At 32.3% G+C, this 16,242-nt stretch carries 14 protein-coding genes; 5 read left to right on the forward strand and 9 right to left on the reverse strand.

Going from position 1 to position 16,242, the window contains the following annotated elements; translation table 11 throughout:
• Nucleotides 1-64: 64 nt before the first annotated feature.
• The 4 genes from gldD to mutY all read right to left on the reverse strand — a co-directional run bounded on the left by gldD (nt 65) and on the right by mutY (nt 3,532).
• Entirely contained in the window at nt 65-634 is a 570-nt protein-coding gene (gldD, locus tag ACFWV9_RS00100) for a gliding motility lipoprotein GldD (protein ID WP_411893192.1), read from the reverse strand.
• Nucleotides 631-1,950, reverse strand: coding sequence for a gliding motility-associated protein GldE (locus ACFWV9_RS00105; protein WP_411893193.1), 1,320 nt, complete (start codon nt 1,948-1,950; stop codon nt 631-633). Before ACFWV9_RS00105 ends, gldD begins: the two co-directional genes overlap by 4 nt.
• 19 nt (nt 1,951-1,969) lie before the next feature.
• Nucleotides 1,970-2,413, reverse strand: a complete 444-nt coding sequence (locus ACFWV9_RS00110) for a single-stranded DNA-binding protein (protein WP_411893194.1) — start codon at nt 2,411-2,413, stop codon at nt 1,970-1,972.
• 69 nt (nt 2,414-2,482) lie between these two features.
• The gene (gene mutY / locus ACFWV9_RS00115; RefSeq protein WP_411893195.1) at nt 2,483-3,532 is read right to left on the reverse strand and encodes an A/G-specific adenine glycosylase; all 1,050 of its coding nucleotides are present in this window, start codon (nt 3,530-3,532) and stop codon (nt 2,483-2,485) included.
• A gap of 133 nt (nt 3,533-3,665) precedes the next feature.
• Here mutY and ACFWV9_RS00120 point away from each other — a divergent pair, with 133 nt between their 5' ends.
• Nucleotides 3,666-3,956, forward strand: coding sequence for an HU family DNA-binding protein (locus ACFWV9_RS00120; protein ID WP_224477121.1), 291 nt, complete (start codon nt 3,666-3,668; stop codon nt 3,954-3,956).
• 305 nt (nt 3,957-4,261) lie between these two features.
• Nucleotides 4,262-5,806 (forward strand): Rne/Rng family ribonuclease, encoded by a 1,545-nt coding sequence (locus ACFWV9_RS00125; RefSeq protein WP_411893196.1) that lies wholly within the window; start codon nt 4,262-4,264, stop codon nt 5,804-5,806.
• 60 nt (nt 5,807-5,866) lie between these two features.
• Here ACFWV9_RS00125 and ACFWV9_RS00130 read toward each other — a convergent pair whose 3' ends face one another.
• From ACFWV9_RS00130 to ACFWV9_RS00140, 3 genes are all read right to left on the reverse strand, one after another.
• Entirely contained in the window at nt 5,867-6,904 is a 1,038-nt protein-coding gene (locus tag ACFWV9_RS00130) for an aldo/keto reductase (RefSeq protein WP_411893197.1), read from the reverse strand.
• An 88-nt stretch (nt 6,905-6,992) separates the two neighbouring features.
• Complete coding sequence (locus tag ACFWV9_RS00135) at nt 6,993-7,952, reverse strand: OmpA family protein (protein WP_411893198.1); 960 nt, start codon at nt 7,950-7,952, stop codon at nt 6,993-6,995.
• Between the two features lie 21 nt (nt 7,953-7,973).
• The gene (locus ACFWV9_RS00140; protein ID WP_411893199.1) at nt 7,974-8,735 is read right to left on the reverse strand and encodes an exodeoxyribonuclease III; all 762 of its coding nucleotides are present in this window, start codon (nt 8,733-8,735) and stop codon (nt 7,974-7,976) included.
• 111 nt (nt 8,736-8,846) lie between these two features.
• Between ACFWV9_RS00140 and ACFWV9_RS00145 the strand changes: the two genes are divergently transcribed.
• Together ACFWV9_RS00145 and ACFWV9_RS00150 are read left to right on the forward strand one after the other, a co-directional pair.
• Complete coding sequence (locus ACFWV9_RS00145; protein ID WP_411893200.1) at nt 8,847-12,272, forward strand: hypothetical protein; 3,426 nt, start codon at nt 8,847-8,849, stop codon at nt 12,270-12,272.
• 87 nt (nt 12,273-12,359) lie between these two features.
• A complete protein-coding gene (locus tag ACFWV9_RS00150; RefSeq protein WP_411893201.1) occupies nt 12,360-12,908 on the forward strand; it encodes a hypothetical protein in 549 nt (182 codons plus the stop codon).
• Nucleotides 12,909-12,970: 62 nt separating this feature from the next.
• On the opposite strand, the gene ACFWV9_RS00155 is transcribed toward ACFWV9_RS00150, so the two are convergent.
• Nucleotides 12,971-14,512, reverse strand: a complete 1,542-nt coding sequence (locus ACFWV9_RS00155; protein WP_411893202.1) for a glycine--tRNA ligase — start codon at nt 14,510-14,512, stop codon at nt 12,971-12,973.
• Nucleotides 14,513-14,575: 63 nt separating this feature from the next.
• Nucleotides 14,576-15,460, reverse strand: coding sequence for a hypothetical protein (locus ACFWV9_RS00160; protein WP_411893203.1), 885 nt, complete (start codon nt 15,458-15,460; stop codon nt 14,576-14,578).
• 77 nt (nt 15,461-15,537) lie between these two features.
• Between ACFWV9_RS00160 and ACFWV9_RS00165 the strand changes: the two genes are divergently transcribed.
• Nucleotides 15,538-16,206, forward strand: a complete 669-nt coding sequence (locus ACFWV9_RS00165) for a ComF family protein (protein ID WP_411893204.1) — start codon at nt 15,538-15,540, stop codon at nt 16,204-16,206.
• Nucleotides 16,207-16,242: the final 36 nt, after the last annotated feature.

A 16,242-nucleotide genomic window follows, 5' to 3' on the forward strand; every position in this document is an offset into this window, starting at 1 on the left:
CTTAAATAAACAAAAAGGCAACCTTGTTAAAAGGTTGCTTTTTTTATGAGTAAACTTTAAAGATTTATTCTTTCCATTTAAGCGATTCCATAAGACGTTCAATATCCTTTTTTAAGTATTCTGAAGCAGGATAGATGGAATCGTAGTTTGGTTTAGCATAGAAATATAATGAACCACTAATAAAATGGTTTATGCTGTCTGTAAGGTAAAATTGAGATTGCGAAGCTGCATCGCCACCAATTTCATATAACATACCATATGTGTTTGACTTTTTATTTTCAAATAAATTACTAGCTATTTCATCGGCTTTGATAGTGTGTTTTTGAGTTAAGTTTTGAGCATCCCTCAACAAACTGTCTAAGTTGTTATTTCTTATTTTTTGATAAGTGAGATAGATAGTAGCTTTCATTGAAGGATATTGAATATCAATTCCCTTAACTGCACCTGAAGACTTTATATTTTTTACAGGTGAAGTAGTTTTATTCTTATCAAAAGTAAAAGGTAAAGGAATATTAACCTTTGTATACTTAGCCTCTGGATACTGTAATCTTAAATAACCTTTGGGTTTAGGTAGCGGTTCGTCACCACAACCAATGAATAAAAGAGTCATTAATGGTATAATTATCTTTTTCATTCTAATGGTTTAATTAAGGTTAGTTTTATTTGTTTTATACGTTTACGCTCTAAAGCCTCTACAGTAAAAACGTAGGTTTTAAAATTTATTTTACTTCCAATTCTAGGAAACCCACCAGAAATCTCTAAAACAAATCCAGCTAAAGTCTCTGCGTCTCCTTTTTTGGATTCAAAATCTTCAATATCTTCTTCAATACCAACAATTTTATAAACATCTTTTAAAGGCGTCTTTCCTTCAAAACTATAGTTGTTATCATCGAGCTTAGTATATACTAAGTCCTCGTCATCATATTCATCACTAATATCTCCTACAATCTCTTCAATGATATCTTCTAGAGATACTAAACCAGAGGTACCACCATATTCATCTACAACCACGGCCAAATGCACTTTTTTAGTTTGAAACTCTACCATTAAATCATCTAGCTTTTTGTTTTCAGGCACAAAAAATGGTTCGCGTAATATTTTAGTCCAATCGAATTTATTTTTATTAAGATGTGGCAAGAGGTCTTTAACATAAAGTACTCCTTTAATAGTATCAATAGATTCCTCATATACAGGGATTCTTGAATAACCATTTTTGATTATTTCTTTTATTATTGTTTCAAAAGGTGTGTTTAAATCCAATGCAAACAAGTCCATTCTAGGACGCATTACTTGTTTGGTGTCAGTATTGCCAAAAGAGACGATACCTTGAAGCAATTTATGCTCTTCTTGTGTTGTGTCTTCATCATTTGTGAGCTCTAGTGCTTGCGATAATTGATCAACACTTAAGTTGGATTTTTGCTTTCCAAATGTATTCTGAATTTTCATTGTTACATATCTCATGGGAAGACTTATAGGAGAAAATAAAACATCTAATACTTTTAAAGGTCTCGCCATAAATGAAGAGAATTGTATACTATTTCTGCTTGCATAAATTTTTGGAATTATTTCTCCAAAAAGTAAGATTAGGAAAGTGGCACAGACAACCTCTAATAAAAATCTCATTATACTGTTAGTGACATTACTAAACAATGTTTCACCTATGTACGCAAATAATAATACAATTGCGATATTAATAAAGTTATTAGCCACAAGAATTGTAGCTAGGAGTTTTTTTGGGCGCTCTAATAGCACAGAGATAATCTGCATTTTTACAGATTTATCATCAATACCTTCGTCTATATTAGACTTTGTTAAGGAAAATATTGCCACTTCAGCACCAGAGATCATTGCGGAGCAAGCAAGTAAAATTATTAGTAATACAATACTTGTTATGAATGATGTATTTATTGCTAGAAAAGTTGAAATTAAAACCGAGGGCTCTGGATCCAAATTAGTCTTATTTTATTGTTTAGAATGGTAAATCATCATCCTCATCAGGTACAACACTCTTCTGTTCCGTCTGTTGAGGTTGTGCACTAGATACTGGTACGCTTGGCTGTTGTGTTTGTTGTTCATTTTTATTGGTTAAAAATGTAAAATCTGTACACTGTATTTCTGTAGAGTAGCGTTCCATACCTTTATCATCAGTCCATTTACGTGTTTTAATTCGTCCTTCAATATAGACTTTGTCCCCTTTAGTGAGGTATTTTTCACATATTTCTGCAGCTTTATTTCTAACTACAATATTGTGCCACTCAGTATTTGAAACTCGCTCATTAGTGGTTTTGTTTGTATAGGTCTCATTAGTTGCCAATGGAAAACGACCGACACAATTTTTATCATCAAAATAATGCATTTTCACTTCATCTCCTAAATGCCCTATAAGCATTACTTTATTTAACGTTCCTGACATATTAATTATATTTTATTGCAAAGTTAGTGTTTTATATACTCTATTAAAGGTAATAAATTTTTGTGATTCTTAAACTGCTTCAAAATTGAATTCGTCAATAAAGTTACTTATTAAGACAGGTGCAGGATAAGCCTTTAACTTCTCAATAGAAATACTTTCTCGAGGTAATTGATCTATCTCAATTATCCAAAATTTGGTATATAAATGTTGATGTGATAATTTATGAATCTTATCAGTTGCATTATAGAGTGAATGATCAAAATTAGAATTCTCTATAACTGTGTTTTTTAAATTTAACTGGTTAAACTCGTCTGCACTTAAACTTCTGTTAGACTCTATTAATGGGAACTGATAGAGGTTCTGCCAAATTCCCTTACCCGTTCTTTTTTCTAACAGGATATTCTTTTTTTTATCTATACATACCAAGAAGTTGAAATACTTAGTGGTAACTTTGGTTTTCTTCAATTTTACGGGAAGTTGATCTACCAATTTATTTTGATTTGCGTAGCAACTATTCACTATTGGACAAGAAGTACAATCTGGACTTTTAGGTCTGCACTGTCGTGCTCCAAATTCCATTATAGCCTGGTTATAATTTCCCGGTTGTTTCTTGTCTATTAAGGTTGAAGCTAATTCTTTAAATTCCTTAATTCCTTTTGTGCTATTTATTGGCGTATCTAAACCAAAGAATCTAGAAAGAACGCGATAAACGTTTCCATCTACAACTGCTGTCGCTTCGTTATAAGAAATGGACGCAATGGCACTCGCTGTATAATCACCAACACCTTTGAGTGTTTTTAAGTCTTTATAGTTATCTGGAAATACACCATTTAAATTAAATGCAATATGTTTTGCTGTAGTATGCAAATTTCTTGCTCTAGAATAATAACCAAGTCCTTGCCAAAGTTTAAGAACTTGTTCTTCTGACGCATTTGCAAGGTCAAAAACAGTTGGAAATTCCTTAACAAAAGAAAGATAATAAGGCAGACCTTGTTTAACCTGAGTTTGTTGAAGAATTATTTCCGATAACCAAATATTATAGGGATTTTTTGTAGCTCTCCACGGCAAATCTCTTTTATGACTTGAATACCAGCTAGTTAATTGCTTTTTAAAATTCATTAATTTAAAATCCAGTTTCGCAAAATTAAATCTTTATAGTGTTAAATTTTAATTAATTACGCTTGAAATATTGAAATTAAATTACCTATATTTGCATCCCTTAGAATTTATAATAACCCTAAAACTAATAACAATGACAAAAGCTGATTTAGTAGCTAAGATATCTGATAAGCTAGGAATAGAAAAAGGAGATGTACAAGCTACAGTAGAAACCTTTATGGAAGAAGTAAAATCCTCATTAGAAGGTGGAGATAACGTGTATTTAAGAGGTTTCGGAAGTTTTATTATTAAAACTAGAGCTGAAAAAACTGGTCGTAACATTTCAAAGAATACTACGATTAAGATACCGGCTCACAACATACCTGCTTTTAAGCCGGCTAAAGTATTTTTAGAAGGTGTAAAATCTAATGTTGAGGTTAACTAAAAAGAAACAAAAAATATATTAACTAAAAGCATTAATAACTATGCCAAGTGGTAAAAAGAGAAAAAGACACAAGGTAGCGACGCATAAGCGTAAAAAACGTAGACGCGCTAATCGTCACAAAAAGAAATAAACTGAAAAAAGTAGTTTTTAAACTACTTTTTTCAGTTTTAAAAAAACGTTCTTTGATATAGAATTTAAGAAGCATTTAATAGAGTGCACTTAAGTTTGTTGGATATTAAATCCTGTGTCAAATAATTTAGTAAAATCCATCTAACTCAATTAAGAGCTAGATTTAAATTAACATTATGAACAAAGAATTAATCGTAAGATCGAGTTCTGATATTGTTGATTTTGCCTTATTAAAAGATGGAAAACTTATTGAATTACATAAAGATGAAGAAGACAATAACTTTGCAGTAGGTGATATTTTTATTGCCAAAATTCGCAAGGTTGTACCAGGTCTAAATGCCGCGTTTGTTAACGTTGGTTACGAAAAAGATGGTTTTTTACACTATCATGATTTAGGACCTCAGTTACCTTCACTTTTAAAATTCATTAAACGTGTAAGCACAGGGAAATTAAGAGATTATAGACTCAAAGACTTTCCATTAGAGAAAGATTTAAATAAGCACGGCAAAATTGCTGATGCTATTAAATCTAATCAATCAATTTTAGTACAAGTAGTAAAAGAACCTATTTCCACTAAAGGGCCACGCATTAGTTCAGAATTATCTATTGCTGGTAGATACATTGTCCTAGTTCCTTTTTCTAATCGCATTTCAATTTCTCAAAAAATTGAAACTCAAGAGGAAAAAGACAGACTAAAAAGACTAGTAAAAAGTATCACACCTAAAGGATTTGGTGTTATTATTCGTACTGTAGCAGAAGGCAAAAAAGTTGCCGAGCTAGATAATGATTTACAGAATTTGCTGGGTAGATGGACCGCAATGTGTAAAAAATTGTACAAAGCTCATCATCCTACTAAAGTACTAGGTGAAATGAATAAAGCATCCTCAATTTTGAGAGACATATTTAATGATTCATTTTCTGGTATTGTTGTAGATGACGAAGAATTGTACATTCAAGTAAAAGATTACGTGCAACAAATTGCACCGAAAAAGGAGTCTATTGTAAAGTATTATAAAAATGGAGTGCCAATATTTGAAAAATTTGGTATAGAACGCCAAATAAAAACATCATTTGGTCGTACTGTTTCAATGGCAAAAGGCGCTTACTTGGTAATAGAACATACAGAAGCTATGCATGTTATTGATGTAAATAGCGGTAATCGTTCTAATAAAGAAAAAAACCAAGAAGACACTGCTCTAGAAGTAAATTTAATCTCTGCCTCAGAAACTGCCCGCCAATTACGTTTGCGTGATATGGGTGGTATTATCGTTATCGACTTTATTGATATGGGTAGAGCAGAGAACAGAAAAAAACTTTACAATCATCTTAGAGATGAGATGAAAGATGACAAAGCAAAGCATAAAATATTGCCGCCGAGTAAGTTTGGTTTAGTGCAAATTACCAGACAACGCGTTAGGCCAGAACGCAATATTAAAACAAAAGAAGAAAATCCTAACCTTGTAGGTGGAGATGAAATCGAAGCACCAATTAAAGTGGTGGAACGTATTAACCAAGACCTAGAACGGATTTTTAAAAGAGACTATAAAAAGGTAACACTAAATGCACATCCTTTTATAGCAGCCTTTCTAACCAAAGGGTTTCCATCAGTACGTTCAAAGTGGTTTTTTGAACACAAAAAATGGGTAAAAGTCTTACCTAGAGATGCTTACACTTATCTTGAATATCATTTTTTTGACAAAAATGGTAACAAAATCAAATAATATCTATTAGAAAAAGCCCTTCCATATATGGAAGGGCTTTTTTATTGTCTTTATTTTTAATTATGGTGCTGGGTTAGGTACTTCAGCATGTACTGCATTGATAGCGTTCATCACATCATCAGAAAGAGAAATATTAATACTATTAATATTTTCTTCTAATTGCTCAAGATTTGTTGCACCAATAATATTACTTGTTAAGAATGGTCTTTCATTTACAAATGCCAATGACATTTGTGCCAAGGTCATATCATACTCTTCGGCAATTTTTAAATAACGTTTTGTTGCTTCCGTGGACTGCGCACTACTGTAACGTGCAAACCTTGGGAACGCCTTTAAACGCGCATTTTTTCTGGCGGTACCCTTTATGTATTTACCAGAAAGTACACCAAATGCCATTGGCGAGTACGCTAATAAACCAATATTTTCCCTAATTGCAATTTCTGCAAGATCACCTTCAAACGGTCTGCATAATAAAGAGTAGGCATTTTGAATGGTTACCATTCTAGGTAAATTATGAGCTTTAGATTCTTCTAAATATCGCATGGTTCCCCAAGCACCCTCATTAGAAATACCAACTTGTCTTATTTTACCTGATTTTATTATTTCATCTAGATTGTGAAGAATCTCATTAAAATTATCTTGCCAAGGGTCATTAGGATTATGAGTATAGTCTCTAACTCCGAAAGTGTTGGTTTGACGCTCTGGCCAGTGTAATTGGTATAAATCTATGTAATCTGTTTTTAGACGTTTTAAGCTGTTATCTACTGCTTCATTCAGTGCATCTTTGCTAAAACCAGTTGTTCTAATGTGAGCTGTATAATCTCCAGGGCCAGCTATTTTGGTAGCTAAGACTACTTTATCCCTGTTACCAGTTTCTGTAAACCAATTTCCTATAATACGTTCCGTTTCGGCATAAGTTTCAGCAACTGCTGGTACAGGATACAACTCGGCAACATCAAAGAAATTAACGCCTTTATCAAGTGCCATATCCATTTGAGCAAATCCTTCTTCTTGAGTGTTTTGATTTCCCCAAGTCATGGTACCGAGACAAATCTTACTTACTTTAATATCTGTATTGGGTAGTTTAGTGTATTTCATCTTGCTTTTTAAGTAATTTCTTGTAAAAATAAGAAGACCCTTCAGGTTCATAAAACTTGAAAGGTCTAAATCTATGTTAAGTTTTTATTTAAATGTCATTCAATAGTTTAGAAATCTCATCTAATTTAGGTGTCAATATAACCTCAATTCTTCTGTTTTTAGCTTTTCCTTCTGAGCTGCCATTGGACGCTATTGGTGCATATTCTCCACGACCAGCTGCAGTTAAATTTTCTGGATTAATAGACTCATTTTCTCTAAGAATATTTACAATAGCAGTAGCACGTTTTGTAGATAGATCCCAATTACCGCTTAACTGTGCATTGCCCTTGTAAGGAACATTATCTGTATGTCCCTCAATTAGTATGGCTATGTCTGGGTTTTCTGCAAGTACACTTGCCAATTGCTGTACAGCCTTGCTTCCTTCTGAACCTACAGACCAGCTCCCAGATTGAAATAGTAACTTATTCTCCATTGATACATATACTTTGCCATCACGTTGCTCAACAGTTAATCCTTTACCTTCAAAATTGGTGAGCGCTTTTGATATGGCATCTTTTAAAGCTTTCATGCTAGCGTCTTTTGTAGCTATAACATTCTCTAATTCCGCAACTCTTTTGGATCTGTTCTCTAATTCTTTTTTTAGTTTTTCTAGTCTTGCATTTTCAGTTGCTAATGCCTGTTCTTTAGCCTCAAGTTGTGCTAATAATTCTCTATTTTTTTTAGAATTTTTTGCTATTTCTGCTGAGCTATTTTTTTCTAACGCCTCATAAGATGCTTTGAGATTATCAAGATTAGATTTAGTTGCGGCTATTTCTGATTTTAATTGATTTAATTCATCTATAGCTTTATCATATTCTGTAGTTAGCATATCAAGATCATTTTTTAAAGACGTCTTTTCACCTGAAAGTTTTTCAACCTCATCATTTAAACTCCTATTTTCTTTTTTGAGCGTTGCATATTTATCTTCTAAGTCGGTATATATTTTTTTTGATACACAAGAACTGAAAAGTCCTAAAGTGATTACTAACAAGGAAATTTTTTTTATCATTTTTTAATAGTTATTATTTTATTAAATATCCAATTCTAAAAGAATTGGGCAGTGGTCACTATGTACTGCTTCGGTAAGTATAACGCTTCGTTTTATCTTTTCTTGTAATGGTTTGCTTACCATGGCATAATCTAAGCGCCAACCTTTGTTATTAGCTCTTGAATTTGCTCTGTAACTCCACCATGAAAATTCTTGTTTTTCTGGATGTAAATACCTGAAACTATCTATAAAACCACTATCAATAAAATTGCCAAGCCACTCGCGTTCTTCAGGTAAAAACCCTGAAACGCCTTTCATTTTTGGATTGTGAATGTCTATAGGCTCATGACAAATATTATAATCACCACAAACTACAAGATTTGTAATTTTTTTTTGAAGAATATTTAGATATTCATGAATTAAATCCATGTATTCAAATTTATGTTCTAATCTAGCATTGTTGGTGCCTGAAGGAAGATACATACTCATTACAGAAACATTGTCGTAATCTACTCTGATGTTTCGGCCTTCAAAATCCATTGATTCTATACCAGTACCAAACTCAATATGATTTGGCTCTTTTTTACAAAGCAACGCTACGCCACTATAGCCTTTTTTTTGAGCGCTAAACCAATAGTTATAATCGTAACCAATCTGACTAAACAAATTTAAATCCAATTGCTCTTCTAAGGCTTTAATTTCTTGAAGACAGATAACATCAGGATTGGTAGCTTCAAGCCACTGAATAAATCCTTTATTTATTGCTGCTCTAATTCCATTTACATTATAGGATGCGATTTTCATAATTGAATTCTAAGGTTTAAGCTAAATTAAATAATACCCTACTTTTACACTATAATTTTGCACCTATTTTAACAATAAAATATTTTAAGTTATAATCAGTTATTAGTCTACATGAAACAAGCGTTTGTCTTAATCTTATTATTGTATTCTTTATTGGGTTTTTCCCAAGAAGAAAAAAGTAATTATAGGACAAAACGTATAGCATTTAATGATTCTATTAGAATAGATACTGTAAGTATAAATCCTTCACGATTTATTGTAAAATATAAAACGGGGAAAATCTTAGATTCTAGTTTTTATAGTATTGATTTTATGAAATCAATTTTAACGTTCAGAAGAAGGGTTAAAACCGATACTATTGAGGTTGACTATTTAAGTTATCCTGATTTTTTAACGAAGGTATACAAACAGTTAGATGACGATATCATTGTAAATAGAAGTTCTAGCCTACAGAAGTTATATCAATTAGAAAACACGACTAGAAAAAATGGATTCACTCCATTTGATGGGTTAACAACTTCGGGAAGTATATCTAGAGGAGTTACCATAGGGAATAATCAAAATTCGGTATTAAACAGTGAACTAGATCTTCAAATTTCAGGTAAACTTAGTGATAAGGTATCGTTAAGAGCTTCTATACAAGATGCGAATATTCCGTTACAAGAAAGTGGGTACTCCCAGAGGTTAGACGAATTTGACCAAGTCTTTATTGAATTGTTTAGTGATAATTGGAATATTAGAGCTGGTGATATTGACCTTGTAAATACTCAGAGTTATTTTGCCAATTTCACAAAAAGAGTGCAAGGACTTTTGGTAAGTGCCGACCTAAGTGATAAGACCAATGTATTTGCTTCAGGCGCTCTAGTTAGAGGTCAATTTACTACTACTCAATTTACTGCACAAGAAGGAAATCAAGGACCTTATAAATTGAGAGGACCAAATAACGAATTGTTTGTTTTAATAGTTTCTGGAAGCGAAACCGTTTATGTAAACGGAGTACCCTTGGAGCGTGGTGAGAATAGGGATTATATTATAGATTATAATGCAGGCGAAATAATTTTTAATTCTACATTCCCAATTACTTCAGAAATGAGGATTACTGTAGATTATCAATTTAGTGAACGAAACTATAGCAGATTTACGGTTTTTGGTGGCGGGAGCTATAAGACGGAAAAGTTTAAATTAAATGCCTCTGTATATTCTGAGAGTGATGCTAAGAATCAGCCATTGCAACAAAATTTATCTTCTGAGCAAACTCAAATATTAGCAGATGCAGGTGATGATAGAAGTTTAATGACTGCGCCTTCAGCAACTGCCGAATCCTTCTCCGAAAATAGGATTTTATACCGTAAAGAAATTATCGGTACTGAAGAGGTTTTTGTTTTCTCTAATGACCCAAATGATGAGTTGTTTAGTGTAAGCTTTACTTTGGTAGGCCCAAATCAGGGGAATTATATATTGAGTGATGATAATGCCGTGAGCAATATCTATGAGTATATAGCACCAATTGGAGGAGTATCTCAAGGTAATTACGAGCCTATTGTACAATTAGTAGCTCCAGAACGATTGCAGATTGCAGTTATAAATGGTCGTTATAAACCTACAGAAAAAACTGATGTGTTTTTTGAACTTGCAGGAAGTAAAAATGATCTCAATTTATTTTCAAGTTTAGATGACAATGACAATGATGGTTTTGCTGGCAAGATCAAAGTAAATCAACAAATCATAAAATCTGATAGTTTATGGAATTTATCTGCTTTGATTGATGCAGATTTTATTCAGAAGGATTTTAGAACCATACAGCGATTATATAGAGCAGAATTTAATAGAGATTGGAACTTGGAAGATGATAGAGATGACCAAGGTAATTTTAATTTTGGTAATCAATTACTCTTTACATCTGGCCTAATGTTATCCCATGCCAAAAAGGGAGTTGTATCATATAATTTTGAGTATTTGGATTACTCTGCTAACTTTAATGGAAGCAGACATAATGCATTGGCCAATTTAAGATTTGGTGATTTTTCAGTATTCTCTAATACTAGTTATCTAAATAGTGAAAGCACTGTAAATAATTCTACCTTCTTAAGGTCTTTCAATCGTGTTGTATATGGTAAAAACGATAAATGGGCTGGAGTTAAAATAGCACTAGAGGATAATGAACAACGTGTAATTACAACAGATTCCTTAACACCTCTGAGTCAAAAATTTAATTCTTATGAAGCTTTTGTCGGTGTTGGTGATAGTACCAAAGTATTTGTAGAATTAGGTTATATCAATAGAGTTAATGATAGTGTGCGAAACAATTTTGTAGAACGTGTAAATATATCTAACACTTATTATTTGAAGTCGAGATTAATACAAAATAAAGCCACTAATTTGCAATTGTTTGTCAATTACAGAAATCTGAAGGCAGAAGTAGAAGATTCTCAAAATGAGCAAAGTTTAAATAGTCGTTTAAACTTCAATCAGAAACTGTTTAATAATATCCTTATTTGGAATACAAATTTTGAAACCAATTCTGGAAGTTTACCACAGCAAGACTTCACTTATGTCGAAGTAGAGGCAGGTCAAGGTGCTTACACTTGGATAGATTACAATGAAAATGGAATACAAGAATTAAATGAATTTGAACTTGCTCAATTTCAAGATCAAGGAAATTATATAAGGGTATTATTGCCAAATCAGGTTTTTGTGAGAACGCATCAAAATAGATTGAGCCAAACAATAACATTTAATTTTCAACAGTTAAGTACGTCTAAGGATAAGTGGGATAAGTTTTTTTCACATTTCTATAATCAGACGTCTTTTTTAATTGATAGAAAAGTAAGGCGCGATGGTAACAACTTTAATCTTAACCCTTTTGAAGAGGATGAAGAAAATGAATTAGCATTAAATAATAGTATTAGAAATGTTTTGTTTTATAATAGGGGTAAGCAACGCTATACAACTTCTTATACTATTCTCACTAATACAAGTCGCAATCTATTATCTATCGGTTTTCAAGAAAATAAATTGACAAACCATCAATTTAATTTTAATCATAAGTTTGCTACTAATTGGCTTATAAATGCATTGGGTAGTTTTGGTACAGAAGAAAGTTTAAGCGAAAATTTTGCCAATAGGAACTTTAAAATAGACGAAGAAAGATTTCAACCTAAACTCTCCTATTTATTTAATGAAAATGCACAGTTTGATGTGTTCTATCAATATACATCCAAATCTAATATGATTGGAAATTTAGAGTCTTTAGCACAGAATAACTATGGATTATCCTTTACCTATAATAATGCCCAGAAAATTGCTTTAAATGGCGAATTTAATTTCTTTCAAAACCAATTTGAAGGGAATCCAAACACACCAGTTGCATACCAAATGTTAGAAGGTCTTCAACCAGGAAAAAACTTCACGTGGAATTTGCTCGCTCAAAAGAAACTGACTAAGTTTTTAGATTTGAATCTTTCATATTTTGGAAGAAAGACCGAAACTTCTAAAACGATTCACACAGGTACTATTCAATTAAAGGCATATTTTTAAATAAGGTAATTTCTTACGCAACCTTTTGACTTTTTTCTCATCTATTGGTATAATTGTTGTTGAACAAACACATTAAATCAATCACTAATGAAAAAATTATTTTTTGTATTACTATTATTAAATCTCAGTTTCACTATTTCTTCACAAGAAACTACAAACGATGAAAAACCAACCATTTTTGAGCGGAAGCACGAAGTTAGACTTGGAGCGATAAAACTATTGGCAGGCCCTATTTTTGAAGGTTCTTATGAGTATATAGTCAGTAGTAATCAAGGATTCGGTGCATATGCATTGGTTAACTTGGATTCGAGTAATGACTGGTTCGAAAATTACTCTTTGACACCTTACTATAGAATGTATTTTCAGACTAATGAAGATTATGGAGCTAAAGGTTTTTTCGTTGAAGGATTTACTTCATTTTTTTCGAGTGATTTTAATTTAGAAGATGAGATAAATGGTCAAGAAAGCAATGACGATGTTTTTGATATATCAATTGGACTCTCACTAGGAAAAAAATGGATAAATACTTCGGGTTTTGTTTTTGAATTTAAGATTGGTGCGGGAAGGAATTTACTAGGTAATGCAGATTCAGATGCAATTATTAAAGGCGATTTTTATATTGGCTATCGCTTTTAGAAATTATAGCATAAAAAAACCCAAGTAGAAGGCTTGGGTTTTTTATTTATGTTCCAATTATTTTATTTCATTCGCATTAACCACTCTCTAACATCAACTTCTTTTTTAATGATGTTTCTGAGCTCCTCTATCTTTACACGTTTTTGATCCATAGTATCCCTATGACGTATAGTTACTGTATTATCTTCTAATGTATCATGATCTATAGTAATACAGTATGGTGTACCAACTGCATCTTGTCTTCTGTAACGCCTACCTACAGCATCCTTTTCATCATAAACAACATTAAAATCCCATTTAAGGTCTTCAACAATTTGCTTGGCGATGTCTGGTAACCCATCCTTTTTTACTAATGGAAGAATAGCGGCCTTTGTTGGCGCTAATACTGCTGGCAATTTTAAGACTGTACGTGTTGTACCATTCTCTAATTCTTCTTCTTGTAGTGAATTAGAAAATACGGCAAGGAACATACGATCTAAACCGATAGATGTTTCTAATACATAAGGTGTGTAACTTGCATTGTCTTCGTGATCAAAATATTGCAGTTTTTTGCCAGAGTACTCTTCGTGCTGACTTAAGTCAAAATCCGTACGAGAATGTATGCCTTCTAGTTCCTTAAATCCGAATGGGAAATTAAATTCAATATCTGTTGCCGCATCAGCATAATGAGCTAACTTCTCATGGTCGTGAAAACGATAGTTGTCAGCTCCCATACCTAAGGATTTATGCCAATTTAATCTATGTTCTTTCCAATACTCAAACCATTCTTTTTGAGTGCCTGGTTTAATGAAAAACTGCATTTCCATTTGTTCAAACTCACGCATTCTAAAAATGAACTGTCTTGCAACAATCTCATTTCTGAAGGCTTTACCTGTTTGTGCAATACCGAATGGAATTTTCATTCTACCAGTTTTTTGCACATTTAAAAAGTTAACAAAAATACCTTGAGCAGTTTCTGGTCTTAAGTATAAATCCATGGCAGAATCAGCAGAAGCACCTAATTTGGTGCCAAACATTAGATTAAATTGCTTTACATCTGTCCAATTACGACTACCTGATAAAGGATCAGCTATTTCAAGCTCTTCAATTAGCGCTTTTACATCAGCTAAATCTTCATTTTCTAAAGATTTACCGAGGCGTTTGAGTGTCGTATCAATTTTTTCTTGATAACCTAAAACACGACCATTAGTAGAAATAAATTCTTCTTTATTAAAAGCATCACCAAATCTTTTCGTGGCCTTGGCAACTTCCTTATTTATTTTTGCTTCTAGTTTTGCACAGTAATCTTCCACTAAAACGTCAGCCCTGTACCGTTTTTTAGAATCTTTATTATCTATTAAAGGATCGTTAAATGCATCTACGTGTCCAGAGGCTTTCCATGTGGTTGGATGCATAAATATTGCAGCATCAATACCAACAATATTTTCGTGCATTTGCACCATTGCTTTCCACCAATAATTGCGAATATTATTCTTTAATTCGGCACCATTCTGTGCATAATCATATACAGCACTTAGGCCATCATATATCTCGCTACTCTGAAATACGTAACCGTACTCCTTTGCATGAGAGATTACCTTTTTAAATTTATCGTCGTTTGCCATGGCACAAAAATAAAAAACCGCTCTAATTAATAGACCGGTTTTAAAAAAATTATGTGATTGTAATTACTTAAATGTTACAGTAGTGCTTCCAAGCTTAATATTTTTGTGGAATACGTTAATAAAATAGTCCCCTTTTTGAAATGGCTTATCATCTTCATCGGCAATTATTGCTACACAAATTTCAAGATTTTCATTATCATAACTTATAACCTCTTTTTTGCTATAGATTAATGAAAATTCACCAAATACAACCTCGCCTTTATCAGCAACTATATTACCATCTGGGCTAACAATCTGTATATATATATCTTTGCGTCCTTTTTCAGTCAATGGATTTTCAGCCAATAAAACACAAACGTCTATGGCATTTGCCCGTCTTGCTCTTGTTGTGTATTTTTTTCTTGAGCCACTAAGCTTATATGACTTTGCTTTTACATCACCTGCCTTAAGTATTGCCGCATTATCAATGGCTTTATTTAAAAGATTATTTTTTGTTGCCAGGTCATTAATCGTGAAACTCTTTTTCTCAATGGTATTGAGTGCATCTCGATTTTCTTTTTGGAGTTGCTCGTTGGCAATGTTCAAAGAATCAATAGTACTTAGAAGTACTTTGCTTTTAGATTTTAGAATTATAAGTTGCTCCTTAAACTTTGTGATAATAGATAAATCACTTTTTAATAATCTTAAAGAATCTAAGGCATTCTTAGTTTCTAATTTTGCCTCTTGGAGCTGAGAAGCCATAAGATCATAGTCTTGGCTTAGTTCGTCATAACTTTCTAACATCTCTGATAGCTCTTGTTCTATCAAAAACTTTTCCTGCTTTAGGAATTCTTCGTAGGATTTAATGGATTTATAATTTGTAAAGCTATAAATGCCTAAAGCGGTTAAAACGACCAATAAAGAACCTATAATTAATCTGTAGTTAAATAATTGAGGGTTAACTATCATAATTAATTGCTAATTTGGGTTAAAATTAGAGCTAATTAAATGACCAATTTATTTTATTCGATTAAGTGGTAATAAATTTGTTAAACTTGTTCTTCCCTCAAGTCTGTGAAGCATGTAATAATGTTTTAAAGGATAAGGAATTTGTAATCTGCATTTCTTGTAGACATCAATTACCAGTAACTAATTTTCATTTTGAAAACTCAGATGCTGTAAAAAAGACCCTTTATGGCAGAGTTAAACTTGAAAATGCAACCTCATTATTACATTTTGCAAAAAAAGGAATTGTACAGCAATTATTGCACAATCTAAAATATAGAGGACACGAACATATCAGCGAATTCTTTGGTAAGTGGCTGGGCGAGGAGCTAAAATCTATTGAAGCTTATCAAAACATTGACGTTGTTGTACCTGTTCCTCTTTATAAAACCAAATTAAGAAAAAGAGGGTTCAACCAAGTATCAAAATTCGGGATTGAAATAGCAAAAGCTTTGCAAGCTGAATATAACGATGCTGTATTGGTTAAAACAAAGGCTACTAAAACACAAGTGTTTAAAGATAGACTAAAACGTGTAGATACAGATAATAGTTTATTTGATATATCAGATAGAACTTCCCTTAGAGGCAAGCATATTTTGCTGGTTGATGATATAATTACTACTGGTGCAACAGTAGAATCTTGTGCTTCAGTTTTGTTAAATATTGATAATATTAAGTTAAGTCTTGTTACAATGGCAATTGCAGATTAATTTTTTCGTTACTAACTATTAAAATTGTTTCTTTGT

It is taken from the genome of Winogradskyella sp. A2 (assembly GCF_046762865.1).
GTDB lineage: Bacteria > Bacteroidota > Bacteroidia > Flavobacteriales > Flavobacteriaceae > Winogradskyella.

Excerpts from the sequence above, each read along its gene's own strand:
- gldD (WP_411893192.1), bottom strand. The coding sequence starts at position 634 with ATGAAAAAGATAATTATACCATTAATGACTCTTTTATTCATTGGTTGT.
- ACFWV9_RS00145 (WP_411893200.1), top strand. The coding sequence starts at position 8,847 with ATGAAACAAGCGTTTGTCTTAATCTTATTATTGTATTCTTTATTGGGT.
- ACFWV9_RS00130 (WP_411893197.1), bottom strand. The coding sequence starts at position 6,904 with ATGAAATACACTAAACTACCCAATACAGATATTAAAGTAAGTAAGATT.
- ACFWV9_RS00140 (WP_411893199.1), bottom strand. The coding sequence starts at position 8,735 with ATGAAAATCGCATCCTATAATGTAAATGGAATTAGAGCAGCAATAAAT.
- ACFWV9_RS00160 (WP_411893203.1), bottom strand. The coding sequence starts at position 15,460 with ATGATAGTTAACCCTCAATTATTTAACTACAGATTAATTATAGGTTCT.
- ACFWV9_RS00125 (WP_411893196.1), top strand. The coding sequence starts at position 4,262 with ATGAACAAAGAATTAATCGTAAGATCGAGTTCTGATATTGTTGATTTT.
- ACFWV9_RS00120 (WP_224477121.1), top strand. The coding sequence starts at position 3,666 with ATGACAAAAGCTGATTTAGTAGCTAAGATATCTGATAAGCTAGGAATA.
- ACFWV9_RS00155 (WP_411893202.1), bottom strand. The coding sequence starts at position 14,512 with ATGGCAAACGACGATAAATTTAAAAAGGTAATCTCTCATGCAAAGGAG.
- ACFWV9_RS00110 (WP_411893194.1), bottom strand. The coding sequence starts at position 2,413 with ATGTCAGGAACGTTAAATAAAGTAATGCTTATAGGGCATTTAGGAGAT.
- ACFWV9_RS00150 (WP_411893201.1), top strand. The coding sequence starts at position 12,360 with ATGAAAAAATTATTTTTTGTATTACTATTATTAAATCTCAGTTTCACT.
- mutY (WP_411893195.1), bottom strand. The coding sequence starts at position 3,532 with ATGAATTTTAAAAAGCAATTAACTAGCTGGTATTCAAGTCATAAAAGA.
- ACFWV9_RS00135 (WP_411893198.1), bottom strand. The coding sequence starts at position 7,952 with ATGATAAAAAAAATTTCCTTGTTAGTAATCACTTTAGGACTTTTCAGT.